Source organism: Rhizobium leguminosarum (genome assembly GCF_001679785.1).
Classification (GTDB): domain Bacteria; phylum Pseudomonadota; class Alphaproteobacteria; order Rhizobiales; family Rhizobiaceae; genus Rhizobium; species Rhizobium leguminosarum_R.
Genome location: NZ_CP016286.1, coordinates 876,507 through 902,131 on the forward strand (window position 1 = coordinate 876,507; position 25,625 = coordinate 902,131).

At 61.0% G+C, this 25,625-nt stretch carries 19 protein-coding genes; 8 read left to right on the plus strand and 11 right to left on the minus strand.

Annotated features, from left to right (window positions below; translation table 11 throughout):
* The first annotated feature begins 524 nt into the window (after positions 1-524).
* The 3 genes from proS to BA011_RS04540 are packed head-to-tail and all read left to right on the plus strand — an operon-like array spanning position 525 to position 3,865.
* The gene (gene proS, locus BA011_RS04530; protein WP_065279583.1) at positions 525-1,847 is read left to right on the plus strand and encodes a proline--tRNA ligase; all 1,323 of its coding nucleotides are present in this window, start codon (positions 525-527) and stop codon (positions 1,845-1,847) included.
* A gap of 15 nt (positions 1,848-1,862) precedes the next feature.
* A complete protein-coding gene (locus BA011_RS04535) occupies positions 1,863-3,167 on the plus strand; it encodes a lipoprotein-releasing ABC transporter permease subunit (RefSeq protein WP_065279584.1) in 1,305 nt (434 codons plus the stop codon).
* A gap of 14 nt (positions 3,168-3,181) precedes the next feature.
* Positions 3,182-3,865 (plus strand): ABC transporter ATP-binding protein, encoded by a 684-nt coding sequence (locus tag BA011_RS04540; RefSeq protein ID WP_025394108.1) that lies wholly within the window; start codon positions 3,182-3,184, stop codon positions 3,863-3,865.
* Positions 3,866-4,108: 243 nt separating this feature from the next.
* Here BA011_RS04540 and BA011_RS04545 read toward each other — a convergent pair whose 3' ends face one another.
* Together BA011_RS04545 and BA011_RS04550 are read right to left on the minus strand one after the other, a co-directional pair.
* Complete coding sequence (locus BA011_RS04545; RefSeq protein WP_065279157.1) at positions 4,109-5,443, minus strand: ISNCY family transposase; 1,335 nt, start codon at positions 5,441-5,443, stop codon at positions 4,109-4,111.
* 265 nt (positions 5,444-5,708) lie between these two features.
* The gene (locus tag BA011_RS04550; RefSeq protein WP_065279585.1) at positions 5,709-6,173 is read right to left on the minus strand and encodes a DUF5680 domain-containing protein; all 465 of its coding nucleotides are present in this window, start codon (positions 6,171-6,173) and stop codon (positions 5,709-5,711) included.
* Between the two features lie 502 nt (positions 6,174-6,675).
* On the opposite strand from BA011_RS04550, the gene dnaE reads away from it, so the two are divergent.
* The gene (dnaE, locus tag BA011_RS04555) at positions 6,676-10,173 is read left to right on the plus strand and encodes a DNA polymerase III subunit alpha (RefSeq protein WP_065279586.1); all 3,498 of its coding nucleotides are present in this window, start codon (positions 6,676-6,678) and stop codon (positions 10,171-10,173) included.
* Here dnaE and BA011_RS04560 read toward each other — a convergent pair whose 3' ends face one another.
* Positions 10,174-11,430, minus strand: a complete 1,257-nt coding sequence (locus BA011_RS04560; RefSeq protein WP_065279587.1) for a L,D-transpeptidase family protein — start codon at positions 11,428-11,430, stop codon at positions 10,174-10,176. It abuts the gene before it with no gap.
* Positions 11,431-11,684: 254 nt separating this feature from the next.
* Here BA011_RS04560 and BA011_RS04565 point away from each other — a divergent pair, with 254 nt between their 5' ends.
* The gene (locus tag BA011_RS04565; RefSeq protein WP_072638367.1) at positions 11,685-12,635 is read left to right on the plus strand and encodes an IS481 family transposase; all 951 of its coding nucleotides are present in this window, start codon (positions 11,685-11,687) and stop codon (positions 12,633-12,635) included.
* Here the strand turns inward: BA011_RS04565 and BA011_RS04570 are convergent.
* A complete protein-coding gene (locus tag BA011_RS04570; protein WP_065282411.1) occupies positions 12,632-13,924 on the minus strand; it encodes a DNA polymerase IV in 1,293 nt (430 codons plus the stop codon). The two genes, BA011_RS04565 and BA011_RS04570, sit on opposite strands and share 4 nt — an antisense overlap.
* A gap of 76 nt (positions 13,925-14,000) precedes the next feature.
* Here BA011_RS04570 and BA011_RS04575 point away from each other — a divergent pair, with 76 nt between their 5' ends.
* Complete coding sequence (locus tag BA011_RS04575; protein ID WP_065279588.1) at positions 14,001-14,588, plus strand: GNAT family N-acetyltransferase; 588 nt, start codon at positions 14,001-14,003, stop codon at positions 14,586-14,588.
* Here BA011_RS04575 and BA011_RS04580 read toward each other — a convergent pair.
* Together BA011_RS04580 and BA011_RS04585 are read right to left on the minus strand one after the other, a co-directional pair.
* Positions 14,563-15,237, minus strand: a complete 675-nt coding sequence (locus BA011_RS04580; protein WP_065279589.1) for a hypothetical protein — start codon at positions 15,235-15,237, stop codon at positions 14,563-14,565. The two genes, BA011_RS04575 and BA011_RS04580, sit on opposite strands and share 26 nt — an antisense overlap.
* A 2-nt stretch (positions 15,238-15,239) precedes the next feature.
* The gene (locus tag BA011_RS04585; protein ID WP_017959959.1) at positions 15,240-15,548 is read right to left on the minus strand and encodes a DUF3572 domain-containing protein; all 309 of its coding nucleotides are present in this window, start codon (positions 15,546-15,548) and stop codon (positions 15,240-15,242) included.
* Positions 15,549-15,680: 132 nt separating this feature from the next.
* On the opposite strand from BA011_RS04585, the gene BA011_RS04590 reads away from it, so the two are divergent.
* Positions 15,681-16,052 (plus strand): response regulator, encoded by a 372-nt coding sequence (locus BA011_RS04590; RefSeq protein WP_003547430.1) that lies wholly within the window; start codon positions 15,681-15,683, stop codon positions 16,050-16,052.
* Between the two features lie 18 nt (positions 16,053-16,070).
* Entirely contained in the window at positions 16,071-17,444 is a 1,374-nt protein-coding gene (locus BA011_RS04595; protein WP_065279590.1) for a PleD family two-component system response regulator, read from the plus strand.
* Positions 17,445-18,194: 750 nt separating this feature from the next.
* Here the strand turns inward: BA011_RS04595 and rpmG are convergent.
* The 5 genes from rpmG to topA all read right to left on the minus strand — a co-directional run bounded on the left by rpmG (position 18,195) and on the right by topA (position 25,495).
* The gene (gene rpmG, locus BA011_RS04600) at positions 18,195-18,362 is read right to left on the minus strand and encodes a 50S ribosomal protein L33 (protein ID WP_003547442.1); all 168 of its coding nucleotides are present in this window, start codon (positions 18,360-18,362) and stop codon (positions 18,195-18,197) included.
* Positions 18,363-18,454: 92 nt separating this feature from the next.
* Positions 18,455-19,639, minus strand: coding sequence for an MFS transporter (locus BA011_RS04605; protein WP_017959960.1), 1,185 nt, complete (start codon positions 19,637-19,639; stop codon positions 18,455-18,457).
* 253 nt (positions 19,640-19,892) lie between these two features.
* Complete coding sequence (locus BA011_RS04610) at positions 19,893-20,348, minus strand: DUF983 domain-containing protein (protein ID WP_065279591.1); 456 nt, start codon at positions 20,346-20,348, stop codon at positions 19,893-19,895.
* Positions 20,349-20,472: 124 nt separating this feature from the next.
* Positions 20,473-22,839 (minus strand): ribonuclease R, encoded by a 2,367-nt coding sequence (gene rnr / locus BA011_RS04615; protein ID WP_065279592.1) that lies wholly within the window; start codon positions 22,837-22,839, stop codon positions 20,473-20,475.
* 1 nt (position 22,840) lies between these two features.
* Complete coding sequence (topA, locus tag BA011_RS04620) at positions 22,841-25,495, minus strand: type I DNA topoisomerase (protein WP_065279593.1); 2,655 nt, start codon at positions 25,493-25,495, stop codon at positions 22,841-22,843.
* Between the last annotated feature and the right edge of the window lie 130 nt (positions 25,496-25,625).

Sequence of the window (25,625 nt, forward strand, 5' to 3'; positions counted from 1 at the left end):
TCATACTGTTGCGGCAAAGAGCTCTCGTAACGGAATGAGGGTCATCCCCTAACGGAAGTCGGTCGGATTTTTGGATGGGATGGAGGCCGAAAAGCCAAAAAAAAACAAGGCTAAAAGCCTTGTTTTAAGTATCGCGTGATCTGTAACCGTTGCCGGGGCTGCGACGAGCGCGCCTAAGATCTGATCCTCCCAAGACTTGACCGCGAATTCGGCAAGAATTTAACTTCCTGCCTGTTTTGTGAGCTAAAACTAGCTCAAACATTGGGCTTTGTCATCTGCTTTTTTTGCATTTTTGCTACACTCTAGCAAAATTTTTCTGTTGACAAGATTTTCGTTCAAGTCCTTATAAACACGCGCTTTTTCATGCCGTTTCATTTTGCGGGTGCGAACATGCGCTTCCGGGAGGTTGCCGGCATCCGTTGCGGGTTTCCTTCCTGCCGCGAAGCGGCTATGAACGCTCCCGACATTAACAATGGTCTTTCGATTCCGCCTGCTGCGGGATCTCAACTTCTTCGGAATCCGCCATGCGTCTGTCCCGCTATTTCATGCCCATCCTCAAGGAAAACCCCAAGGAGGCGGAAATCGTCTCCCACCGGCTGATGCTGCGCGCCGGCATGATCCGCCAGCAGTCGCAGGGCATTTATTCCTGGCTGCCGCTCGGCAAGCGTGTGCTCGACAAGGTCAACGCCGTTATCCGCGACGAGCAAAACCGCGCCGGCGCCATCGAGCTGTCGATGCCGACGCTGCAATCGGCCGAACTCTGGCAGGAAAGCGGCCGCTACGACGCCTATGGTAAGGAGATGCTGCGCATCAAGGACCGTCAGGATCGGCCGATGCTCTACGGCCCGACCAACGAGGAGATGGTGACGGATATTTTCCGCTCCTCCGTCAAGTCCTACAAGGACCTGCCGCTCAATCTCTATCATATCCAGCTGAAGTTCCGTGATGAGATCCGTCCGCGCTTCGGCACCATGCGCTCGCGCGAATTCATGATGAAGGATGCCTATTCCTTCGATCTGACGCGCGAAGCGGCGGAGCATTCCTATAACAAGATGTTCGCCGCCTATCTCAGAACTTTCGACCGGCTCGGCCTGCGCGCCATTCCGATGCGCGCCGACACCGGCCCGATCGGCGGCAAGCTCAGCCATGAATTCATTATCCTCGCCGATACCGGCGAATCCGAAGTCTTCTGCCACAAGGATTTCGTCGATTTCGATATTCCTGGCGAACACACCGATTTCGACAGTGTCGAGGGCCTGCAGGCGATCTTCGACAAATGGACCTCGCTCTATGCGGCGACCTCGGAAATGCACGACGAGGCGGCCTTCAACGCCGTTCCCGAAGGCGACCGCCTGTCGGCGCGGGGTATCGAGGTCGGCCATATCTTCTATTTCGGTACGAAATATTCCGAGCCGATGGGCGCGAAAGTGCAGGGACCTGATGGCAAGGAACACTTCGTTCACATGGGTTCCTACGGTATCGGCCCGACACGCCTTGTTCCCGCCATCATCGAAGCATCGCATGATGATAACGGAATCATCTGGCCGGCATCGGTCGCGCCCTTCGATATCGTTGTGATCAACATGAAGGCGGGCGATCAAGCCTGTGACGATACCTGCGAGCTGATCTATGCCGCGCTGACCAAGGCCGGCAAGGATGTGCTCTATGACGATACCGACGACCGGGCCGGCACGAAATTCGCGACCGCCGACCTGATCGGTGTGCCCGTCCAGATCATCGCCGGCCCGCGCGCGGTCGCAAACGGCGAAGTGGAAGTGAAGGACCGCAAGACCGGCGCCCGCGAAACGATGACCATCGAAGCGGCGATCAATCGGTTCGTGGCTTAAGGAAACGGAGGCGAAATGGCAGAGACAGCAGTGGACCGGAGTTCGAAATCCGGCTTGGGTCCGGCTGGCAAGCCATTTTCCACCTTTGAACGCCTCGTGGCGTGGCGTTATCTGCGCGCCCGCCGCAAGGAAGCCTTCATATCGGTCATCGCCGGCTTCTCTTTCGTCGGCATCATGCTCGGCGTTGCGACGCTGATCATCGTCATGGCCGTGATGAACGGCTTTCGCACCGAGCTCGTCTCGCGCATCCTCGGCATCAACGGTCACATGATCGTCCAGCCGGTCGACGGCCCCTTCACCGATTATCCTGTCCTCAGCAGCAAGCTCGCCGCCGTACCGGGCGTCAAGATGGCGCTACCGCTCGTGGAAGGCCAGGTGCTCGCCTCCGCCCAGGCCGGCGGCAGCACCGGCGCTCTGGTGCGCGGCGCCCGCGCCGAGGATCTGACCAAGCTCAAGACGGTCTCCGACAACATCAAATCAGGCGATATGGTGGGGTATGCCTCTGGCGACGGCGTGCTGATCGGCAGCCGCATGGCCGACCAACTCGGTCTGCGCGTTGGCGATCTTATTACGCTGACGTCACCAGATGGAGACATTACGCCGATGGGCGTCAGCCCTCGCATCAAATCCTACAAGATCTCCGGCCTCTTCGAGATCGGCATGTCGGAATATGACTCCTCGATCATCTTCATGCCGCTCGAGGAAGCGCAGCTCTATTTCAATGCCGAGGGGCTGGTGCAGTCGATCGAGCTCTTCGTCGACAATCCCGACGATATCGACGATCTGAGGCCCAAGGTGGAGGAAGCGGCCGGCCGCCAGATCGCCATCACCGACTGGCGCCAGCGCAACCAGACCTTCTTCTCGGCGCTGCAGGTCGAGCGCAACGTCATGTTCATGATCCTGACTCTGATCGTGCTTGTCGCGGCGCTGAATATTATCTCCGGCCTGATCATGCTGGTGAAGGACAAGGGCAGCGATATCGCCATCCTGCGCACCATGGGCGCCAGCGCCGGCGCGATCATGCGCATCTTTTTCATGACCGGGGCGGCGATCGGCATCGTCGGCACTATTGCCGGTGTGCTGCTCGGCGTTCTCGTCTGCGTCAACATCGAATCCGTCCGCCAGTTCTTCTCCTGGATCTCCGGCACCGTGCTCTTCAATCCGCAGGTCTATTTCCTCAGCCAGCTGCCGGCCGAGATGGATCTGAGCGAAACGATCTCGATCGTCGTCATGGCGCTGACGCTGTCCTTCATCGCGACCATCTTCCCCGCCTGGCGTGCCTCCAAGCTCGATCCGGTGCAGGCCCTGCGCTACGAATAAGGAATGCCGCCTTCATGAAACGCAACGTCGTTCTCCAGCTTACCGGCGTCGAGCGCCATTACGGGCAGGGCGGTACGCTGCTCTCGATCCTGAAGGGCGCGGATTTTTCAATATCGAAGGGAGAGATTGTCGCTCTCGTCGCCCCTTCCGGCACCGGCAAGTCGACACTGCTGCATGTCGCCGGCCTGCTGGAGCATCCGGACGGCGGTGAGGTCAACATCAACGGCCATGCCTGTGACGGCCTGAGCGACGAGAAACGCACCGCCATCCGCCGCAGCGAAATCGGCTTCGTCTATCAGTTCCACCACCTGCTGCCGGAATTCTCGGCGCTCGAAAACATCATGATGCCGCAGCTGATCGCCGGGCTTTCCTGGAAGGAAGCCGGAGAGCGGGCCGGCCAGCTTCTCGATTATATGCGCATCGGCCATCGTGGCTCGCATCGCCCCGGCGAGCTTTCCGGCGGCGAGCAGCAGCGCGTTGCGATTGCTCGCGCCGTCGCCAATGCGCCGACCCTGCTTCTTGCCGACGAGCCGACCGGCAATCTCGACCCTGAGACGGCAAGCTATGTCTTCGACGCGCTGGAAGCGCTGGTGCGCCAGTCCGGCCTTGCTGCTCTCATCGCCACCCACAATCACGAGCTCGCCCGCCGCATGGATCGGCGCGTGACGATCTCCGATGGCAAGATCGTCGATTTCTGAGACTGCGGTCCATGGCAGTCCGGTTGACGCTGGTGACTGCCCCTCACCCTAAACTAGTTTCCGTCCATAAACGCTGGTTTTCTTGAGCTTGCAGCGCACTTGGGTTCCGCTTGGTGGCCGCTTTGAAGCCATGCGGTGTGGCTCATGGGTGCTAATTGCGGCGGCCAGGATTTCTGGTGGACATGCGCGCATTGGCAACTGCCGGCGTCACGCCGGTCCGGTTTTGGCTGGCGACATGGGATGTCAGGTCGGCCTGAGGCGGGCGAAGAGGGCGAGATTGTATGCGACCACCGAGGACCAGACATAAGCCTTGAAGTGGTCGAGCCCACGCCAGGTGCAGCGCCCCAAGCCGTAGGCGCGTTTGAGGCAGGAGATGCCGGCCTCGATGCCGGCGCGGAAGTTGCGCAGCTTGCGATAGACCCAGCGGCTCTTGACCATGTCTTCGATCCTGAGGCCGCACTTCTTGTGGAAGGCCATGTCGCAGATGCCCCAGGCTTTGGCTCGGCTCAAATTATCGCGGCTGGCATAGCCGCCGTCGGCCGCCGCCTGACGCGGCGCCTCGCCCCAGATGCCGATGTGGCGTTCCAGCATCGGCAGCAAGCGCTCGCTGTCGGCCGGGTTGCCGGTTTCGACGACGAGGTCGAGGATCAGCCCGCTTGTGCCGGTGGTCAAATTGATCTTATGGCCATACTCGACGTCGCGGCTGCCTTTGACGATGATGTCGGCATGCGGCTCGAACAAACTGACCAGCTTGTCGCCAGCCGGCACCGCCTCGCCGGCCAGGACCCGCCGCTCGGTCTGGGCGATGATCCGTTCGATCAGCGGCTTATAGTGGCGGAGTTGGGCCTGCCAGAGTTCGACCGCCGGGCCCGCCGCCAAGGGCAGTTGCGCCGCCGCCTGTTCGAGATAGCTCAAGGTGGTGCGCGTGATCCTGAGCAGCGCGCGATAGTGCTGAACTCGTTTCGGACGACCGCGGGTAAATTGGATCGCCCGGGATCGCTTCTTCGCCGCGCGGCAGTGATCGTGCCATGAGATGGCGCTGCCCAAGGAAGCCGCCTGCTGCAACAGCCGCACCATCACCCGCACGCAGTCCCACAAAAGACTACTGTCGCTCGGTTCGTGCATCAGCGCCGAAGTGACGGTGCTGTCGATGCGCACGACCTTGCCGCGTTCCACCTTGTCCTGCCGGGCGCTCGTCAACAGCACGCGATTGATCGCTTCAAAGGTCCCGGCCCGGATCGCGCTGATCGTCTTGTGCAAGACCGACTTCTTCGGGTTCCACCCCCACGGCAGCCGGGCAAAGGCCCGGAACGAGGCGGAATCTTCCAGATGAAAGGCCAACTCCTCATAACTCAACTGACGGTGTTGTTTGAGCAGGGCGCAACGCAGCACGGCCTCCGCCGGCAGGCCCTCGCGGCCGGTCTCCTTGACGCCGTGGCGGCGCAGGTCCTGCGCTACCAGCCCGAGCAGATCACGATGCTCATCCAGCCATTGCGACATGGCTTTCAGCTCGCGGCCGATCTCGTGTTCGGCGAAAAGATCGAATATATTGGCTTGGACGGTGCGTTCTTGGCGCATTGTCGGCTCCGGCGGTTGCGGGTTTGTCTTTAGAATCAATGGCTTGATCTAAAGTATACCTGAAACCGCCGGGCTTTGCCCGTCGCAATATCGCTATTCCTCCAATAATTTCAGTGGTTTACCGTTTGTGGACGGGCACTAACCTACCGGGGTCGAGCCACTCGTCTCGCCCCAGGCAGAGGTGGAGGCAGCCGGATGAGGGCTAATCTCGCCGACCTCCTGGCGGGATATTATGCACTTTTAACAGAACAGCCGTGGGCCATAATCAGGGGATGACCAGCCCGCCGCGATAATCGAGCATATAGGCCTTCTGGCCATCGACCATGATGCATTCGTGGCCGATGAACCGCTCGCAGCCGCCTTCGCTGCTGTCGATATAGCGGCCGAACGGATGGTCGAATTCCATCCCGCCAAGAAACCGGCCCTCGCGATACATCGCCGAAAGTGCGGCCTTGATCACTGCTCCGGCTGCTGTGCCGTCGATGAGCTCAGGCGCAATGACGCAGCCGAAATAATTCATCGCCCAGACGGGCTCGTCGGCAAGCCACACCACTTCCTGTCCGGCGAAATCGGTCCCGCCGAAATAGCTGTCGAGATAGCGCCAGTCGCCGCGTTCGTAACCGATATCGTGGGCACCCGGCCGACAGGACGCGCGCGCCACGCCGCCGCCGACATAGGTCGCAGCCTTCGCCTCCACGACGAATTCGTTCAGCATCGCAATATCGAGCATGTCATTCTCCTCTCGGCCCGATGCTGGCAAATATGCCGCGGTATGTAAAGAACAAAAAGGGAACATAGGTGAGAAATAAAGAGTCGCCCTGAGGAGGTCTGCCGCCTGAGCACCATGACCGATCTGCGGCGGATCGGGAAAGGGCAAGGCTGCTGCCGATCACATCGGGCGCCGGCCCTTAGCCGATTCGTCGCCTATTTCCTGGGATTTTCGAACACAAGAAAGAAGGAAAAGATTCCTGTTGACAACAGAACATACATGGAACAAATTGAAAACATAACGAGTAAAGGAGAGCCCGATGACTGACATGATCCGTGATATCGCAGCATTCACCTCCATCGCAATGTTCGTTGCCAGCTTCTCGCTCATCGTCATGGCGCTCTAAACTTTTCAGGGGACCGCATGGTAATCATGCGGTCCGGACGCGGGACTTCTTCTGGACATCATCGCCCTCTATGCCGACAATGCGTCCGATTCATTCGGGTGATTGGGAAGGCATGTTATGGCGGATACGGCAAAGGGTTCAACGGGTGAGGCGACCGGCGGTACGCCGGGTTTCATCCACCTGAGGGTCCATTCCGCCTATTCGCTTCTCGAGGGCGCCCTGCCGCTGAAGAAGATCCTCTACAAGGCGACCGGCGACAGCCAGCCGGCGATTGCGATTACCGACACCAACAATCTGTTTGTCGCCCTCGAATTCTCCCAGAAGGCGATGGAGGACGGCCTGCAGCCGATCATCGGCTGTCAGGTCTCGATCGATATGGGAGACGGGTTGGAAACGGAAAAGCGCGGCGGCCAGCAGGCCCTGGTCAAGCTGCCGGCGATCGTTCTTCTTGCCGCGACGGATGCCGGTTACGAACGGCTGGTCGATCTTGTCAGCCGGGCCTATCTCGGCGGCGAGAGCAACCAGGCCGTTCATATCAGCGCCTCCTGGCTTGAGGAGGCAGGCACGGAAGGGCTGATCGCATTGAGCGGCGCCTTGACCGGGCCGGTCGACGTGGCGATCAAGGAAGGCCATCCCGCTCAGGCGGAAGCCCGGCTGCTCACGCTCAAGCGCCTCTTCGGCGATAGGCTCTATGTCGAGCTGCAGCGGCACGGCACCTACGACAAGCGGCACGAGCAGAAGATTATCGGGCTCGCCTATGCCCACGACCTGCCGCTGGTTGCGACCAACGAGGCCTTCTTTCCGACCCGCGACGATTACGACGCCCATGATGCGCTGATGGCGGTCGCGCACAACGCCATCGTCTCCGACGACAGCCGCTTTCGCCTGACGCCGGATCACTATCTGAAGAGCCGGGCCGAGATGGTCAAGCTTTTCGCCGACCTGCCGGAAGCACTGGAAAATACGATCGAGATTGCCACGCGCTGCTCCTTCGTGCTGAAGACGCGAAAGCCGATCCTGCCACGCTTCACCGGGGCGACCGACGATGCCGAGGAGGCCGAACGCGCCGAGGCGAGCGAGCTGCGCCGCCAGGCGGTCGAAGGACTGGATATGCGGCTTGCAACGCTCGGCATGTCGCCGGGTTACGAGGAAAAGGATTATCGCGAACGGCTGGATTTCGAGCTCAGCGTCATCGAGCGCATGCGTTTTCCCGGTTACTTCCTGATCGTTGCCGACTTCATCAAATGGGCCAAGCAGCATGACATTCCGGTCGGTCCCGGCCGCGGTTCGGGCGCCGGCTCGCTGGTCGCCTATGCATTGACGATCACCGACGTCGATCCCTTGCGTTTTTCGCTGCTCTTCGAGCGCTTCCTCAATCCGGAACGCGTCTCGATGCCGGACTTCGACATCGATTTCTGCCAGGACCGCCGCGAAGAGGTGATCCGCTATGTCCAGGCCAAGTATGGCCGCGAGCAGGTGGCGCAGATCATCACTTTCGGTTCGCTGCAAGCGCGCGCCGCCCTTCGCGACGTCGGCCGCGTGCTGGAAATGCCCTATGGCCAGGTCGACAAGATCTGCAAACTCGTGCCGAACAATCCCGCCAATCCGACGCCGCTGTCCAAGGCGATCGAGGAGGAGCCGAAGCTGCAGGAGGAGGCGGCAAAGGAACCTGTTGTCGCGCGGCTGCTTGATATCGCCCAGAAGATCGAGGGGCTTTACCGCCATGCCTCGACCCATGCCGCCGGCATCGTCATCGGCGACCGGCCGCTTTCCAAGCTGGTGCCGATGTATCGCGATCCGCGTTCGGACATGCCGGTCACCCAGTTCAACATGAAATGGGTGGAGCAGGCAGGTCTCGTCAAGTTCGACTTCCTCGGCCTGAAGACGCTGACCGTGCTGAAGGTCGCGGTCGATTTCGTCGCCAAGCTTGGCGTCAAGGTCGATCTCGCGGCCATTCCTCTCGACGACAAGAAGACCTACGAGATGCTGTCGCGCGGCGAGACGGTCGGCGTGTTCCAGGTGGAAAGTGCCGGCATGCGCAAGGCGCTGATCGGCATGAAGCCGGACTGCATCGAGGACATCATCGCGCTGGTGGCGCTCTATCGTCCTGGCCCGATGGAGAATATCCCGACCTACAATGCCCGCAAGCACGGCGAAGAAGAGCTGGAATCGATCCATCCGATGATCGACCACCTGCTCAAGGAAACGCAAGGCGTCATCGTTTATCAGGAACAGGTGATGCAGATCGCCCAGGTACTATCAGGCTATTCGCTTGGCGAAGCCGACCTTCTGCGCCGCGCCATGGGCAAGAAGATCAAGGCCGAGATGGACCAGCAGCGCGAACGCTTCGTCGTTGGCGCGGTCAAGAATGGCGTATCGAAGCCGCAGGCCGACAATATCTTCGAACTGCTGGCGAAGTTCGCCAATTACGGCTTCAACAAGTCGCATGCCGCCGCCTATGCCATCGTCTCCTACCAGACGGCCTACATGAAGGCGCATTACCCGGTCGAATTCCTCGCCGCCTCGATGACGCTCGACATGTCCAACACCGAAAAGGTCAATGATTTCCGTCAGGATGCCAAGCGCCTCGGCATCGAGGTGATCGCACCCTCGGTGCAGAGCTCCTTCCGCCATTTCGAGACCGGCGACAACCGCATCTATTACGCGCTCGCCGCCCTCAAGGGCGTCGGCGAATCCGCCGTCGACCATATCGTCGAGGTGCGTGGCGACAAGCCCTTTGCCAGCATCGAGGATTTCTGCCTGCGCATCGATCCGCGCCAGGTCAATCGTCGCGTGCTCGAAAGCCTGATCTATGCCGGCGCCTTCGATTGTTTCGACATGGACCGCGCCCAGCTGGCAGCCGGCCTCGACCGTGTTCTCGGTTATGCCCAGCGCGCCCAGGAGAACAAGCTGAGCGGCCAGTCGGATATTTTCGGCAGTACGCTGACGTCGGGGCCTGAGAAGATCTCCCTGCCGCCGTTCTCGCCCTGGCTCCCCTCCGAGCGGCTGCTCAAGGAATTCCAGGTGCTGGGCTTCTATCTGACGGCCCACCCGCTCGATTCCTACAACAACATCCTGCAGAAGATGCGGGTGCAGACCTTTGCCGAGTTTTCCGCCGCCATCAAACAGGGCGCGGCCAATGCGCGGCTTGCCGGTACCGTCATCTCGAAGCAGGAGCGCAAGACTCGCACCGGCAACAAGATGGGCATCATCGTCTTCTCCGATTCTTCGGGCCAGTTCGAAGCGGTGCTGTTTTCGGAAATGCTGAACCAGTATCGCGACGTGCTCGAATCGGGAAAATCCTTCGTGCTGACTGCGACGGGCGAGGAGCGGCCGGAGGGCATCGGCCTGCGCATCCAGACGATCCAGTCGCTGGAGGAAAAGTCACTGCAGATGCAGAAGGCGCTGCGCGTCTATGTCCGCGATTCCGGACCGCTGCGGATGGTCGCCGGCCATCTGAACGCCAAGGGCGACGGCCTCGTCTCCTTCATCGTCATCAAGGAGGATGGCAAACGCGAGGTGGAAGTGGCGCTGCCGGAGAAATACCGCATCACGCCGGAGATTGCCGCCGCCCTTCGCGCCGCCCCGGGGGTCGTCGACGTCGAGCTCGTCTGATCACCCGCGGGTGATGGTGATGAAATCCGTGCCTTCGCCGGTCTCCAGGCCGAGGCCGGTATCTGAGATCGTCAGCGTCGAGCCCGGCGCGATGAGGGCGTCGATCTTGCGGCGGGTCTCATCGGGGATGCTAATCCGGCTGAGCGAACGGGCGATCGGCTTGCCTGTGATGATCGAGCTTTCCTGATTGGTGATGCCGAGCCGCTTCATCGTTTCGCGGGAGAGATTGTTCTCAAGCGTGATGCTGAGCCAGTCCGCTGTGCCGGCCTTTGCATCGACGGCATGCAACGTGAAGAAATGCGTGCCGAGCGCCAGTCCCGGATCGGCGATCGTCACCGGCGCTTCGAAGAGGGGCTTGAAAGCCTGCCGCACCATGATGACGCCGTTCGGCGGCTCGCCCTTGCCTGCCGCGGCATAGACTTCCCTGAGGAGCGTGTCTGAGACCAGGTTCCTGTCGGCGCCGAATTCCGTCGGCCGCAATGTCTTGAAAGCCTTGATCGCCTGCACGGTCGACGGACCGAGCAAGCCGTCCGGATTGCCGGCGGAAAAGCCGAGCTGGTTGAGCAGGGTCTGGATGTCGATCACCGTCTCGCGCAGTGTCCGTCGCGTAACGAGCATGCTGATCGGCTCGGACGGCGGCTCGGGTTCGGGCGCTGCAATCGGCGGCACGGCCGGCATCGGCATCGCAGCCGTGTCGTTCATCGCCACCTGTACCGGCTCCCCGAGGCCGTCGGGCATGGAGGGCCGCAGCTCGACATCCGAAAGCAGCGGCATCGCCGCCGGTGCATCCGGATGGAAAAGCGTCGGATGGTCGATCGGTTGCGGCGCCAGTTCACCGTCGCTGATAATGACGGGGACACCGCGGTCGGTCATCCCATAGAGCATTTTTGCGAAGGTGCCGGGCATGCGCACGCAGCCATGCGAGGCCGGATAACGCGGCACCGAATTGGATTCGTGCAGCGCGATGCCTGACCAGGTCAGCCGTTGCATGAACGGCATCGGGGCGTTGGAATAGAGATTGGATTCGTGGTATTTCTGCTTTTCCAGCACCGAAAATATGCCGCTCGGCGTCGTGTGGCCGTCCTTGCCGGTCGAGACCTTCGAGGTCGCGACGACCTCGGTGCCATCATAGACCGCAAGCGACTGCTTGTCCTTCGAGACGATGATCTGCAGCGTGCGCGCATCCGCGGCAAGAGCGGGGTGCACGAGTGCGGTGGCCGACAGCAAGCCGAGGCCGAAGACGAGACGCGAGAACATGATACCCAACCATACGCAATACTTGCCCGGCACATTATGGGACGAAGTTTAACGAAGATTTTATAGGCTGGATCCCCCGCAGGTTTCACGCGTTAGAGCGCCGCGCGTCTTCAGACGCGCTAAGGACGCTCTATCACTTTGAATCTGCGCATAATCCTTTCCGAAAATCGATTCCGATTTTCGGGGTTATGCGCTAGGTGTTTAGTCCCGGCATTTGATGGTGCATTATTTTCCTTAGAATGGAGGGAGGCACTATGGGCCAGGTTCTACACGGGAGCGCCACAACGACAGAGGCAATCCGTCGAGCAATACAAAATAGTGAAGAGAGCCTGAGAGCGCTTTCAAAGCGGTATGGGGTCAATCAGAAGACAATAGCCAAATGGAAGAGACGGACATCATTGGCCGATCTTCCGACAGGCCCGAAGGACCCGCATTCGACAATCCTCTCCCTTGAAGAAGAAGCCGTCATCGTCGCCTTTCGCAGGCATACATTGCTGCCTCTTGATGACTGCCTCTATGCCCTTCAACCGACGATCCCGCATCTGACACGTTCGTCCCTGCACAGGTGTCTGCAGCGCCACGGCATTTCACGCCTGCCGGAAGTGAAAGGCGACAAAGAACCGAAGAAAAAGTTCAAAAGCTACCCGATCGGCTACTTCCACGTCGATATTGCCGAGGTGCAGACGGCTGAGGGCAAGCTCTATCTCTTCGTGGCGATTGATCGCACGTCCAAGTTCGCCTTCGCTGAGCTCTATGCCAAAGCTGGCAAGATGAATGCCGCCCAGTTCCTGCGCAACCTGATCGCGGCGGTGCCCTACACCATCCATACTATCCTGACCGATAATGGCATCCAGTTCACCAACCGGGCCTGTGACCAAAATGCCTTCCAGCACATCTTCGACCGAGTCTGTGAGGAATACGAGATCGAGCATCGCCTGACAAAGGTTAAGCACCCATGGACCAATGGGCAGGTCGAGCGGATGAACCGGACGATCAAGGAAGCGACTGTCAAGCGCTTCCACTACGACGATCACGCACAACTGAAAAAGCATCTCGCCGACTTCATCGACGCCTACAATTTTGGGCGCAGGCTCAAGACACTAAAGGGCCTCACCCCCTACGAGTTCATCTGCAAAAGGTGGACTTCCGAGCCAGATCGATTCATCATCGATCCTATCCATCAAATGCCGGGACTAAACACCTAGTGATCGCGCTTGCCGTTGCCGAAGGTGTAGCCGGTCTCGACCGTCTTCTTGCCGAACTTGTCACGCAGCTTGTCCATCGCCGCTTCGGCCGCCGCCCGCCGGCCCGATTGCTGGTCGATGAGATCGGGCGGATCGGCGCGGCCGGCATCGCCGAGATCGGTGACGCCGATGCCGATCAGGCGGAACTTCGTACCGTCGGTCTCTTTTTCGAGAAGCTCGAGGCCGGTGCGGAAGATCCTGTCGGCAAGCTGGGTCGGGTCTTCGAGCTTGCGGTTGCGGGTGCGCGATTTGAAATCGGCGGTCTTCATCTTCAAGACCACGGTCTGGCCGGCAATGCCGTTTTTCTTCAGCCGCCAGGAGACCTTTTCGGAGAGGTTGCGCAGGATCGGCACCAGATCGTTGTAACGCGAGATGTCGTCAAAGAAGGTGGTCTCGGACGAAACGCTCTTGGCCGCATCATTGAGATGCACTTCGCGGTCGTCGATGCCGCGCGACAATCGGGCGAGCCGCTGGCCGATACTGCCGTAGCGGCGCATCAGGTCGTTTTCCTCCATCTGCTGCAACTGGCTGATGGTGCGGATACCGTCCGCCTCCAGCATCGCCGCAAAGGCCTTGCCGACGCCCCAGATCGTGGTGACGGGACGCGGCGCCAGGAACTCGACCGCTTCCTCGCGGCCGATGACCGAAAAGCCGCGTGGCTTCTGCAGATCGGAGGCGACCTTGGCGAGGAATTTGCAATAGGAAAGCCCGACCGAAACGGTGATGCCGATCTCCCTTTCGATGCGACGGGCGAATTTGGCGAGCGTGCGCGCCGGCGGATCGTGATGCAGCCTCTCGGTTCCGCCGAGCTCCAGGAAGGCCTCGTCGATCGATAGCGGCTGCACCAGCGGCGTCAGATCCTGCATCATGGCGCGCACCTGCCGTCCGACCCGGACATATTTCTCCATGTCGGGGCGGATGACGATCGCTTGAGGGCATGCTTCCAGCGCCTTGAACATCGGCATGGCGGACCGCACGCCATCGATACGGGCGATATAGCAGGCGGTGGAGACGACGCCGCGTTTGCCGCCGCCGATAATGACAGGCTTGTCGGCAAGCTCGGGATTGTCGCGTTTCTCGACGGCTGCGTAGAAGGCGTCGCAGTCGATATGGGCGAGCGTCAAGGCGTAGAGTTCGCGATGGCGCACGAGGCGCGGGCTGCCGCAAGAAACGCAACGGCGCGCCTCGCCCTTCTGCTCGGCAAGGCAGTCGCGACAGAAGCCGGGTGTCTTGTCAGGCGTGGGCGTCATCATGGGAACAAAGATTGAACGGCCGGAGATTACGCCTTAAGCTTCCGAGTCTCAAGAGAGGGTGGAAGCTTTGCCTTTGGATAACGATCTTCGTTTCGAGCCGGTAACGCCAGAACGCTGGGACGATTTCGAAATCGTGTTCGGGCCGCAGGGTGGCTTCTATAATTGCTGGTGCGTCGCGTTGCGCCTGCCGCATGCGGTGAGGACCAAGATGGCGGCCAACGAGCGCAAGGCGCATATGCGGGAGCGGATCAAGGCGGGTCCGCCGCCTGGCATCCTCTGTTATGCCGACGGCGCGCCGGTCGCCTGGGTGCAGGTCGGGCCGCGCCACGACGTGCCGCAGTTCAATTCGCCGCGCACCGTCTCGCGGCCGCTCGATGAGGGCGATGCGCATGATCCATCCATCTGGGTCGTCAGTTGCTTCTTCCTGCTGCCCAAACTGCGCGGCAAGGGAATGAGCCACCGTCTGCTCGCCGAGGCGATCGACCATGCGCGGCGCCAGGGAGCGCGGCTGCTCGAAGCCTGTCCGATCGATCATGTGAAGCAGTCGAAATCCGTGACACTCTGCATCGGCTCGACGGCGATCTTCGATGCCGCCGGTTTCGAGACGGTAGCACGGCGCAAGGACGGCCGTCCGCTCATGCGGCTGGAACTGCGTGCGTGAAGGTGCCGGAAACAAAATGCGCCTCGATCAGCTCGGCCGCATGCGTCCAGTCGGTGGCGCGGGTGATGTCGTCAGCGGCGGCCGGTGCGAAACGATGGACGGGCGAGTTCGGCATCAGGTGAATCAGCAGGCAATCGGCGACGTGATCTCTGACGGAATGCAGATTGCGCGCCATATCATCAATGAAGACGACGGGAAGGGAGCGGCTGGCATGCAATGCGTGAACGATCGGCCCTTTGGGTTGTTCGGTGGCAAGCAGCGGAAAGAGCAGGCCCATCCTGTCGAGCAGGCGACGGCGCTGGTCCTGGAACCGTGGCTGCATGGCTGTCAGGAAAAGCACATCGGCCTCTTCCGAAAGCCGGTCGAGCGTTTCGACGACGCGGTCGAGCGGCGTCTGCCACAGCTCTTGGGCATCGAAGAACTCCTCGATCAGCCGGCTGACCTCTTGATCCTCGATCTCCACGCCGTCGGCTCGCGAGACGATGTTGCCATGCAGCCGGAACGATCGCGGCAGAAACGCGTGGCCCTGGCTCTGAAGGAAAAGCTGGAAGGGACCGATGAACTGCAGCACGACGTCGTCGACGTCACAGACGATCAACGGCCGTTCGCCGAGGCGGATATGCGAGATGTCGAGTTCCCCGGAGGTCACGGTCAGTATTCTCCGGAATCGAGGCCCGGTGACGAGAAATGCCGCCAGGCGGCCGTCACGGTCTCCGGGCTGATCCCGCTCGCCGCGCAGAAGGCCATCGCCGTCGGTTCGTGGTTCATCAGGAAATCCATCAAGCCGGCAAGGAATCCCGGATCGTCGACGGCGTTGCGCACCTGGCCGGGCGCCACCCCCGTCAGGGCGAGGAAGCGGCCGAACATGTCGGGATCGTCGGCAAGCCAGCCGAGCACGGCGATCGCTGTCTCGTGCGGGTCGGCGGCCTGTTGTTTCGAAGTCTTGAAGTTGCTTTGCATTTCGCTGGGTAAGTTACCTTTTCTTCAACCAAATACCGGTAGCGTGCGCTATCGGTTTCACGCAGCTTTTGTCCGCATGTGCCTTTCTCATGGGACGAACCGCTGCGCGAACGGACGTAGGGACAGCTTGTCATGCCCAAACAGGTGATGATTGTAGAAGATAACGAGCTCAACATGAAGCTCTTTCGCGACCTCATCGAGGCGTCCGGCTATACGACGATCCAGACCAGAAACGGCATGGAGGCGCTCGATCTGGCGCGTAAGCATCGCCCCGACCTCATCCTGATGGATATTCAGCTTCCCGAGGTCTCCGGCCTCGAAGTCACGAAATGGCTGAAGGAAGACGACGAGTTGCACGTGATTCCCGTCATCGCCGTTACGGCTTTCGCGATGAAGGGCGACGAGGAGCGGATCCGCCAGGGCGGCTGCGAGGCCTATGTTTCCAAGCCGATCTCGGTTCCGAAATTCATCGAGACGATCAAGACCTATCTGGGCGATGCCTGACGCATCGGAAAGACGCTGATGACTGCGCGAATACTGGTGGTTGACGATATTCCGGCCAACGTGAAGCTGCTCGAAGCGCGGCTGCTTGCGGAGTATTTCGACGTGATGACCGCAGCGGACGGCTACACGGCACTGGCGATCTGCGAGCGCAACCAGGTCGATCTCATCCTGCTCGACATCATGATGCCCGGCATAGACGGTTTCGAGGTCTGCGAGCGGCTGAAGGCCAGCCAGAAGACCGCCCATATTCCCGTCGTCATGGTCACCGCGCTCGACCAGCCGACCGATCGCGTGCGCGGCCTGAAGGCTGGTGCCGACGATTTTCTCACCAAGCCGGTCAACGATCTGCAACTGATCTCCCGGGTGAAGAGCCTGCTGCGGCTGAAGACGTTGAGCGATGAGCTGCGCATCCGCGCCGACACCGCCCATACGATGGGCATCGACGACCTCACGCGGGCAGGCGAGGGCCGCGCCGACGAGACCGCTCAGGTCCTGCTGGTCGACGGCCGCGCCAATTCGCAGGAGCGCATCGTCAAGGCGCTGAAGCCCGTCGCCGACGTGCTTGCCCTCTCCGATCCGCAGGCCGCGCTCTTCGAGGCGGCCGAGAGCGCGTTCGATCTCGTCATCGTCAACGCCAACTTCGACGATTACGATCCGCTTCGCCTTTGCTCGCAGCTGCGCTCGCTGGAACGCACGCGCTTCCTGCCGATCCTGATCATCACCGAGCAAGGCGCTGACGAAATGGTCGTGCGCGCGCTCGATCTCGGCGTCAACGACTACATCATCCGCCCGGTCGATCCCAACGAACTGGTTGCCCGCAGCCTGACGCAGATCCGCCGCAAGCGCTATAACGACCGCCTGCGCGCCAGCGTCAAGCAGACGATCGAGCTTGCCGTGACCGATCCACTGACCGGCCTTTATAACCGGCGCTATCTCGACAATCACCTGAACGTGCTCTTCAACCGTTCGATGGCGCGGGGCCGGCCACTTTCGGTGCTGATCACCGATATCGACCGCTTCAAGCATGTGAACGACACCTACGGCCATGACGGCGGCGACGAGGTGCTGCGGGAATTTTCAAATCGCGTCCGGTCGACCATCCGCGGCGCCGATCTTGCCTGCCGCTACGGCGGAGAGGAATTCGTCGTCGTGATGCCCGACACCTCGCCGGAAATTGCCGCCGCCGTCGCCGAGCGCCTGCGTGCGGCGATCGAAAACGCTCCCTTCATGCTGAAACACGCCGGGGAAGCACTGAACGTCACTGCTTCCTTCGGCATCGCCTCGCGCATTACGTCGGTGCTGACACCGGATCAGCTGATGAAACAGGCGGATCTCGCTCTTTACGAGGCCAAGAATACCGGCCGAAACCGTGTGGTCGCCGCAGCCGCGTAACGAATCACTTGCCGCCAATAGGCGCCATTGGCGGGTTTTCCACTGCGGTAAGCGAATTGTTACCGATTTTTAATTTTCGCCTGTGCACTGCGGGGCGAAAATTTCGCAACTCAATAGCCCAAAAATGGACTCACCGCGTTGCTGCGGATGTGTTGCCGCGCGATAGTCTTGAGAGTGTCAGGCCGCAGCTCTAAATGAAATGAAGACTATAAAAAATGCCTGCCGCCGACAGGGTCAAATAGATTGCGGCGACGTCACCTCACGTAAGGGGAGGGGAGGCGTAAGTTGTTAAGCTATATTGTCGAATTTCTTCGAAGAGCGAAACGCTACGCTTCGAGGTCAAGCAGAGCCGATCAATCTTTGTATGTCCCAAATCTGGACTTTTAACCATAGAATCAAGATCAGAAAATTCATCATTAAGAATTTGTTGATTTTCTTTCATTTTTGCGCAAATTATCGGCTCATAAGAGAAGCGCTCCCGTTGAGGAGTTGTCGATACCCCATGATGCTCAGGTCCGCCGCATCTCCTGGGTCGTGGGGTCGGTCGGCTAGTAGGCAAGTTATAGCGGTTCCTCGTGCCGTTTTGCATGCTGGCCGACCCCCTTTCAAGAAAACGCCGCCACTTCCCGAAGATGGAAGGGCGGCGTTTTGTCTGTTTGCGCTATCATTTTTAAGGACGATCAATCCGGGCAATAAAAAACGCGCAACCCGAGGGCGCGCGCTTTTTTTGAAATCCGTCAGGCCAAGTGATTACTTGATCTTGGTTTCCTTGAACTCGACATGCTTCTTCGCAACCGGGTCGTACTTCGTCTTCGTCATCTTGTCCGTCATCGTGCGGCTGTTCTTGGTGGTGACGTAGAAGAAACCGGTGTCGGCCGTCGACAGCAGCTTGATCTTGATTGTTGTAGCCTTGGCCATGGTCGTCCTGCCTTTAAGAAAATGAAAGCCGTGGAAGCCGGATGGGCTCCACGGCAAATTCTGGCGCGAAACTACGAATCCCGCCCGAAAAGTCAAGCCCGTTTTCGAATGAACATCAGTCTGATGCCGGAAAGTAGGGCGTAAAGACCGAAGAAAGCGGCAATCGCCCAAGCAAAACCGTTATTTCCAGCGACATCGATCGCCGCGCCGATCGCCTGCGGCCCGGCCACGGTTCCCATCGCATAACAGAAGACAAAGGCGGCATTGGCCGCTGCAAGATCGGAGCCCGTCAACCGCGAGCCGAGATGGCTGAGGCCGACCGTATAGAGGCCTGAGACGCAGCCGCCCCAGAAAAGCAGGAGGCCGGCCATCAGCAGCCAGTTGTTGAGCAACAGTGGCAACATCATCGAGCCGATGAAGCCCATCAGCGCCATGCCGGCCAGAAGCGGCCGCTTGTCGGCGATGCGGTCGGAAAGCAGGCCGAGTGGGATCTGGAAGATGACGTTGCCGACGCCCATCATGGTGAGCAGCAGTGCGGCCTGCGATTCGGTGAAATGGGCGCGCACGGCAAAGATCGGAAAAAGTGACAGCCCGCCCGCTTCGACCGCGCCGAAGATGAAGACGGCCGCCGTCGCCGTCGGCACCAGGAAGACGTAGCGCATGAAATGCAGCTCCGGTTTTTCCTCGAGCACCGGGCTTTCGTCGCGAGCGATGAAGATCGGGATGGCGGCAAGCAGGATGGCGCCGGCGCCGATCAGGAAGGGGAAGATGCCGTCGCTGCCGAGGATCGAAAACAGCAGCGGTCCGGCCGCGAAGCCAAGCGAAAGCACCGTCGCATAGATGCCGAGCACGAAGCCGCGCTTGGACGGCGGCGAAGCGGCGTTGATCCAGAATTCGGAGAGGATGAACAGCGTCGTCGTCGCGCCATGGAAGGCGAAACGCAGCGGAAACCACATCCAGAAATCCTGGGCGTAATAGAAGCCGAGCGCGCTCAGTGCCGAAATCAGCACGGCCCAGATCATTGTCGGCGCCACGCCATACTTATGGGCGAGCTTGGTGGTGATCGGTGCGGCGGCCATCGCCGCGACCCCGGCCATCGCCGTGTTGAGCCCGATCAGGGTGGACGAGATGCCGCGTTTTTCGAGGATGATGCTGAGGAGGGGCAGACCGAGGCCGATTGCTATGCCAACGGCTGATATGGACGAGATGGCTGCCACCAGAGAAGGCCAATGGATTTCTTCGACATCGCCCGATGTGCCGGTTCTCGGCTGAGACATTTATCCATCCTTAGAGAGGTGCGCGAACGAATCGGCCGATCCCGCCAGATAGATAGACACGGACGTGCCAAATCCAGGTGACGGATGCCGCTTCGCAGTATTTCCGATGTGAGTGACCATCTGCGGAATGTAAAGCCCGTTCGGGCAAGAAATGCTTACCATGTCAGGTCTTGAGGATCGTCGGCTCCCGCATTTGGTGGTGGTCGGTGGAGGGCTGGCACTACACGTTAAATATGTCTGGAAGGTGAAGGCGCTAATTCGGCCGGCCGGGGATGTCATAATCGTCCGGACCGTCGCTCTCGCCACCGAAGCCGTGCATGCGCAGCGCCCATTGCAGGCCGATGACCCCGCCCTTGATCGGCTGGATCGAGGCAAGCGCGGTGATGACGGTGATCGGCGCCCAGATGGCCAGATGGACCCAGACCGGTAGCACGAAAGTCAGGTCGGTCAGCATATAGCCACCGACCACGACGTGGCCGAGGACGAGAATGACGATATAGGGCGGCAGGTCGTCGGCGCGTTGGTGATGCATCGCCTCGCCGCAGGTGGCGCAATGATCGACCGGCTTCAGGAAGGCGCGAAAGAGCTTGCCTTTGCCGCAGGCCGGGCAGCGGTTCATCAGCCCGCGCATGATGGAGCGCCCAAGCGGACGCTCGACCTCGGGCGTATCGCCGTAGCGGGCGGCGGCCGGATCGGTCGGTGTACTCATCGCATGTTCCTCTTCGGATCTAAAACACGTCGCGCGAAACTCTGCAGCGGTTTCGCGATAACGACATGCGTGAAAACAAGGACCTATAGCGCGGGGGAGCCAATCTGAAAGATTGCGACGCGCCTTAGTACCGTCCGCGCGGCGGCCTCGTTCCGGGTTTCTTGCGAACCTGGCCCCTGTCGCGGCGCCCCGCCTTGTGGAAGGAACGCACCGCCGCCGGCATTTCGCGGCCCTCGCTGGTCATCTCGAAACGCAGTGCACCGGCAAGCGGGATCGCTTCGGCAAGTTTCACGGTGACGCTGTCGCCCAGGCGATAGCCGAGTCCTGTTCGTTCACCTGAGAGTGCCTGATGCGCCTCGTCATAGATGAAATAATCGCTGCCGAGCGTAGATATAGGGACGAAACCGTCGGCGCCATAGTCCGGCAGGGCGATAAAAAGCCCCGATTTCGTTACGCCCGAAACCCGCCCGGCAAATTCCTCGCCGACGCGGCCGCTAAGGTGGTGCGCGATCAGCCGGTCGATGGTTTCGCGCTCGGCTGCCATGGCCCGGCGCTCGAAGGTCGAGATTTCGGCGGCGATATCGTCGAGCGCCGCCTCTTCTTCGGGCGTGATGCCGCCTTCGCCGAAGCCGAGCGAGCCGACGAGGGCGCGATGCACGATAAGGTCGGCATAACGGCGGATCGGCGAGGTGAAGTGGGCGTATTTCATCAGGTTGAGGCCGAAATGGCCGATATTCTCCGGGCCGTAGATCGCCTGGCTCTGCGAACGCAGCACCATCTCGCTCACCATGGTCTGATGCGGCGTGCCGTCCGCCTTCGCCAGAATGCCGTTGAAGTTGTTGGCGCGCATGTTGCCACCCTTGGAAAGCGAGATGCCGAGCGTGGCCAGGAACTCGCGCAGGATCTCCTGCTTGGCAAGCGTCGGGCCGTCATGGATGCGGTAGATCAGCGGCTGCCGCTTCTTTTCGAGCGTCTCGGCGGCGCAGACGTTCGCCTGGATCATCATCTCTTCGATCAGCTTATGCGCATCGAGCCGTGGCGGCACGACGACCCGGTCGACCGTGCCGTCGGGCTTCAGGAGGATTTTGCGCTCCGGCATATCGAGTTCCAGCGGCTGGCGCCGGTCGCGTCCGCGCTTCATCACCTCATAGGCGTGCCAGAGCGGCTTCAGGATCGGCTCGAGCATCGGTCCGGTCTGATCGTCCGGTTTCCCGTCGATGGCCGCCTGCGCCTGCTGGTAGGAGAGCTTGGCGGCACTCTTCATCATGATGCGATGGAAAGTGTGGCCGATCTTGCGGCCTTCCCCGGAAAAGCTCATGCGCACGGCGAGCGCCGGGCGGTCGACGCCTTCTTTCAGCGAGCAGAGATCGTTGGAGATGCGCTCCGGCAGCATCGGCACGACGCGATCCGGGAAATAGACCGAGTTGCCGCGCTTCAGCGCCTCGCGGTCGAGCGGTGAATTGGGTCGGACATACCAGGAGACGTCGGCGATCGCGACGGTGACGAGGACGCCGCCGGGATTGTCGGGCGAGGGATCGGGCTCGGCATAAACGGCGTCGTCATGGTCCTTGGCATCGGCCGGGTCGATGGTGATCAGCGGCACGTCGCGCCAATCCTCGCGATGCGACATGCTGGCGGGCCTTGCTGCGTCCGCCTCGGCGATGACGGCCGTTGGGAAGACATGCGGGATGCCGTGCGCATGGATCGCGATCATCGAGATCGCCTTTTCCGAACCGACGGAACCGACGACGGAAAGCACCTTGGCGCGCGGCAGGCCGAAACGGCCGAGACGGGCGACTTCGACTTCGACCAGATCGCCGTCCGTGGCGCCGCCGGTGAAGTCGGGATCGATTACCATCTCCTCGCCGCGCCGTTCGATCGGCAGCAGCCGGCCGCCGCCGCCGGGTGCTATGCGGAAAACGCCCATCGAGGCGCCGCGGCGCCTGTCGATCACCTTGATGATCCGCGCCGTATAGGCCGGCCCGCCGCGATCGACAGCCGGGAAGATTTTCGCCAGGATGCGGTCGCCGAGCCCGGCGACGGGCGCCTTGCCCTTGCCCTGGCGGCCTGCCGGCGATTGTTGGCGGATGGCGACGGCGGGTGCCACGCCCTGGTCCTCAGGCCATTCCGCCGGCCGGCCGATCAGATCGCCGTCCTTGTCGCGCGTGGTGATATCGAGAACGGTGACAGGCGGCAGTGCACCGGGCCGGATCAGCGACTTGCGGTTCTTCTGCAGCATGCCTTCCTGCTCGAGCTCCTGCAGCATCTGCTTGAGCTCGACGCGGCTATCGCCTTTCAGGCCGAAAGCCTTGGCGAGTTCACGCTTGGACGCTTTCTGCGGATGATCGGCGATGAAGCGCAGGATCACCTCGCGCGAGGGCAGCGCGCCGTGGACGATGTTCAGCGGCTCGACGGCGGGAGCATCCTTGCGGCCGATCTTGCCCGGGCGCTTGCCCGCAGGGTTCATTCTCTCGCGCGGTATCCTGCTCACGTCAGCCCTTTTTCGATTTCGCGGGCGCTTTCGCCTTCGTTGTTTTCGGCTTGGCGGCCGTCTTGGTGCTCTTGGCTTCGGCGGCTGCCGCCTTCGGCTTGGCTTTCGCCTTGGCCGCCTTGCCCACAGGGGCCTTGCCGGCCTTCTCGGCGATCAGCGCAAGCGCCTCTTCGACGGTGATCGCCTGGGGATCCTTGCCCTTCGGCAGTGTGGCGTTGACCTTGCCCCAGTTGACATAAGGGCCGTACTTGCCGTCGCGAACGGTGATGGCGCCGCCGTCAGGATGATCACCGAGCGTCTTCAGCGCCGCCGGCGTGCCGCGCGCACCCCGGCCCGGGGCCTGTTTCGCCTTTTCGGCGATAACAGTCACGGCGCGGTTGAGGCCGACCGAGAACACGTCCTCGACGGTTTCCAGATTGGCATAGGAGCCGTCGTGCAGGAGGAACGGCCCGTAGCGACCGATGCCGGACGAGATCATCTTGCCCGATTCGGGATGTTTGCCGATATCGCGCGGCAGCGAGATCAGCGCCATCGCCTTTTCATAATCGATGTCCTCGGGCTTCCAGCCCTTCGGCAGCGAAGCGCGTTTGGCTTCCTTGCCGTCGCCGCGCTGGATATAAGGGCCGAAGCGGCCGGAACGCAGCGTCAGTTCCTCGCCGGTGGTCGGATCGGTGCCGAGGTTCTTCGGCTCGTTGAGCGCAGCACCGTCTGCTTCTCCGCCGTTTTCGGAGGAGAGCTGGCGGGTGTAGTTGCAGTCCGGATAGTTCGAGCAGCCGACGAAGGCGCCGTATTTGCCGAGCTTAAGCGACAGGTTGCCGGTGCCGCAGACCTGACAGATTCTGGGATCGCTGCCGTCCTCCCGTTTCGGGAAGACGAGCGGTGCCAGCGCCTCGTTCAGCGAATCCAGCACGTTGGTGACGCGCAGTTCCTTGGTGTCCTCGATCTGGGCGAAGAAATCCTTCCAGAAATCGCGCAGGACCTGCTTCCAGTTCAACTCGCCGGCGGAAATCCGGTCAAGCTTCTCTTCGAGATCGGCGGTGAAGTCGTACTCGACATATTTGGTGAAGAAGCTCTCGAGGAAAGCCGTCACTAGCCGGCCCTTGGCCTGCGGGATCAGCTTGCGCTTGTCGATCGTCACATAGTCGCGGTCGCGCAGCGTTGCGAGCGTCGCGGCATAGGTGGAGGGGCGGCCGATGCCGAGCTCTTCCATCTTCTTGATCAGCGTCGCTTCCGAATAGCGCGGCGGCGGTTCGGTGAAATGCTGCGTCGAATTGATCTTCTGCTTGGCGAGCGCCTCGCGCGCAATGATCTCCGGCAGGCGGCCATCCTCGTCGCCGTCATCGCTCTGTTCGCCATCCTCCTTCTGGTCGGTATAGGCGGCGATGAAACCGTCGAAGCGGATCACGGAACCGACGGCGCGAAGCCCGGCCTTCTCGCCCTTGTTGTCGGCGGTGATTTCAGCTGTGGTGCGCTCGATCTCGGCCGACGCCATCTGGCTGGCGATGCCGCGCTTCCAGATCAGCTCGTAGAGCCGGATCTGGTCGGCATCGAGGAATTTGCGGACACGGTCGGGCGAGCGGTCGAAATCGGTCGGGCGGATCGCCTCGTGCGCCTCTTGGGCGTTCTTCGCCTTGGTCGAGTAGAAGCGCGGCTTTTCCGGCATATAGCGTTCGCCGAACTGGTCGACGATGGCACTGCGCGCCGCGTCGATCGCCTCGGGCGCCATCTGCACTCCGTCGGTTCGCATATAGGTGATGAGACCAACGGTCTCGCCGCCGATATCGACACCCTCATAGAGCCGCTGCGCTATCTGCATGGTGCGTGAGGCGGAGAAGCCGAGATTGGAGGAGGCTGCCTGCTGCAGCGTCGAGGTCGTAAACGGCGGTCCCGGGTTGCGCTTGACCGGCTTCGCCTCGACCGTATCGACGACATACCTCGCACCTTCGAGCAACGCCTTCAGCCGGCCGGCATCTTCGCCGTTGCCGATTGCCCGCGGCTGCAGCCGTTTGCCGTTCGCCGAAACCAGTCTTGCCTCGAACTCGTCGCCGCGCGGCGTCTTCAGAAACGCCGAGATGTTCCAGTATTCTTCCGAAATGAAGCGCTCGATCTCGGATTCGCGGTCGCAGACGAGGCGAAGCGCCACCGACTGAACGCGTCCGGCCGAACGTGCGCCGGGCAGCTTGCGCCACAGCACCGGCGAAAGATTGAAGCCGACGAGATAGTCGAGCGCGCGGCGCGCGAGATAGGCATCGACCAGCGGCACGTCGATGTCGCGCGGATCGGCCATCGCGTCGAGCACCGCCTTCTTGGTGATCGCATTGAAGACGACGCGCTTGACCGGTTTACCGTTCAGCACGCGCTTCTTGTTCAGCATGTCAAGAACGTGCCAGGAAATCGCTTCGCCTTCGCGATCCGGGTCGGTCGCGAGAAACAGGCCATCGGCAGATTTCACCGCGTCGGCAATGTCCTTCATCCGCTTGGCGGAGGCGCTATCGACCTCCCAAAGCATTTCGAAATCCTGATCAGGAAGAACTGAGCCGTCCTTGGCAGGCAGATCGCGCACATGGCCGAAGGAGGCGAGCACTTTGTATCCCGGACCCAGATACTTATTGATCGTCTTGGCCTTGGCAGGCGATTCCACCACTACAACATTCATGATGATTCTCTAAAAAGGAAACGACGCCAGCGTTGAAGCCAGCGCGACACACACCGCAACATGGATATCGGCCCTCCGACATGGACAGGGAAATCGCCGCGGTCAAGGGGTTTGCTACAATTTTACCTCT

What these genes read in the sequence shown, in the direction of transcription:
- BA011_RS04565 (WP_072638367.1), top strand. Translation starts at nt 11,685, where the DNA reads ATGGGCCAGGTTCTACACGGGAGCGCCACAACGACAGAGGCAATCCGT.
- BA011_RS04585 (WP_017959959.1), bottom strand. Translation starts at nt 15,548, where the DNA reads ATGCAAAGCAACTTCAAGACTTCGAAACAACAGGCCGCCGACCCGCAC.
- rpmG (WP_003547442.1), bottom strand. Translation starts at nt 18,362, where the DNA reads ATGGCCAAGGCTACAACAATCAAGATCAAGCTGCTGTCGACGGCCGAC.
- BA011_RS04590 (WP_003547430.1), top strand. Translation starts at nt 15,681, where the DNA reads ATGCCCAAACAGGTGATGATTGTAGAAGATAACGAGCTCAACATGAAG.
- BA011_RS04570 (WP_065282411.1), bottom strand. Translation starts at nt 13,924, where the DNA reads ATGACGCCCACGCCTGACAAGACACCCGGCTTCTGTCGCGACTGCCTT.
- BA011_RS04595 (WP_065279590.1), top strand. Translation starts at nt 16,071, where the DNA reads ATGACTGCGCGAATACTGGTGGTTGACGATATTCCGGCCAACGTGAAG.
- BA011_RS04540 (WP_025394108.1), top strand. Translation starts at nt 3,182, where the DNA reads ATGAAACGCAACGTCGTTCTCCAGCTTACCGGCGTCGAGCGCCATTAC.
- BA011_RS04605 (WP_017959960.1), bottom strand. Translation starts at nt 19,639, where the DNA reads ATGTCTCAGCCGAGAACCGGCACATCGGGCGATGTCGAAGAAATCCAT.
- BA011_RS04560 (WP_065279587.1), bottom strand. Translation starts at nt 11,430, where the DNA reads ATGTTCTCGCGTCTCGTCTTCGGCCTCGGCTTGCTGTCGGCCACCGCA.
- BA011_RS04545 (WP_065279157.1), bottom strand. Translation starts at nt 5,443, where the DNA reads ATGCGCCAAGAACGCACCGTCCAAGCCAATATATTCGATCTTTTCGCC.
- BA011_RS04610 (WP_065279591.1), bottom strand. Translation starts at nt 20,348, where the DNA reads ATGAGTACACCGACCGATCCGGCCGCCGCCCGCTACGGCGATACGCCC.
- BA011_RS04550 (WP_065279585.1), bottom strand. Translation starts at nt 6,173, where the DNA reads ATGCTCGATATTGCGATGCTGAACGAATTCGTCGTGGAGGCGAAGGCT.
- topA (WP_065279593.1), bottom strand. Translation starts at nt 25,495, where the DNA reads ATGAATGTTGTAGTGGTGGAATCGCCTGCCAAGGCCAAGACGATCAAT.
- BA011_RS04535 (WP_065279584.1), top strand. Translation starts at nt 1,863, where the DNA reads ATGGCAGAGACAGCAGTGGACCGGAGTTCGAAATCCGGCTTGGGTCCG.
- dnaE (WP_065279586.1), top strand. Translation starts at nt 6,676, where the DNA reads ATGGCGGATACGGCAAAGGGTTCAACGGGTGAGGCGACCGGCGGTACG.
- proS (WP_065279583.1), top strand. Translation starts at nt 525, where the DNA reads ATGCGTCTGTCCCGCTATTTCATGCCCATCCTCAAGGAAAACCCCAAG.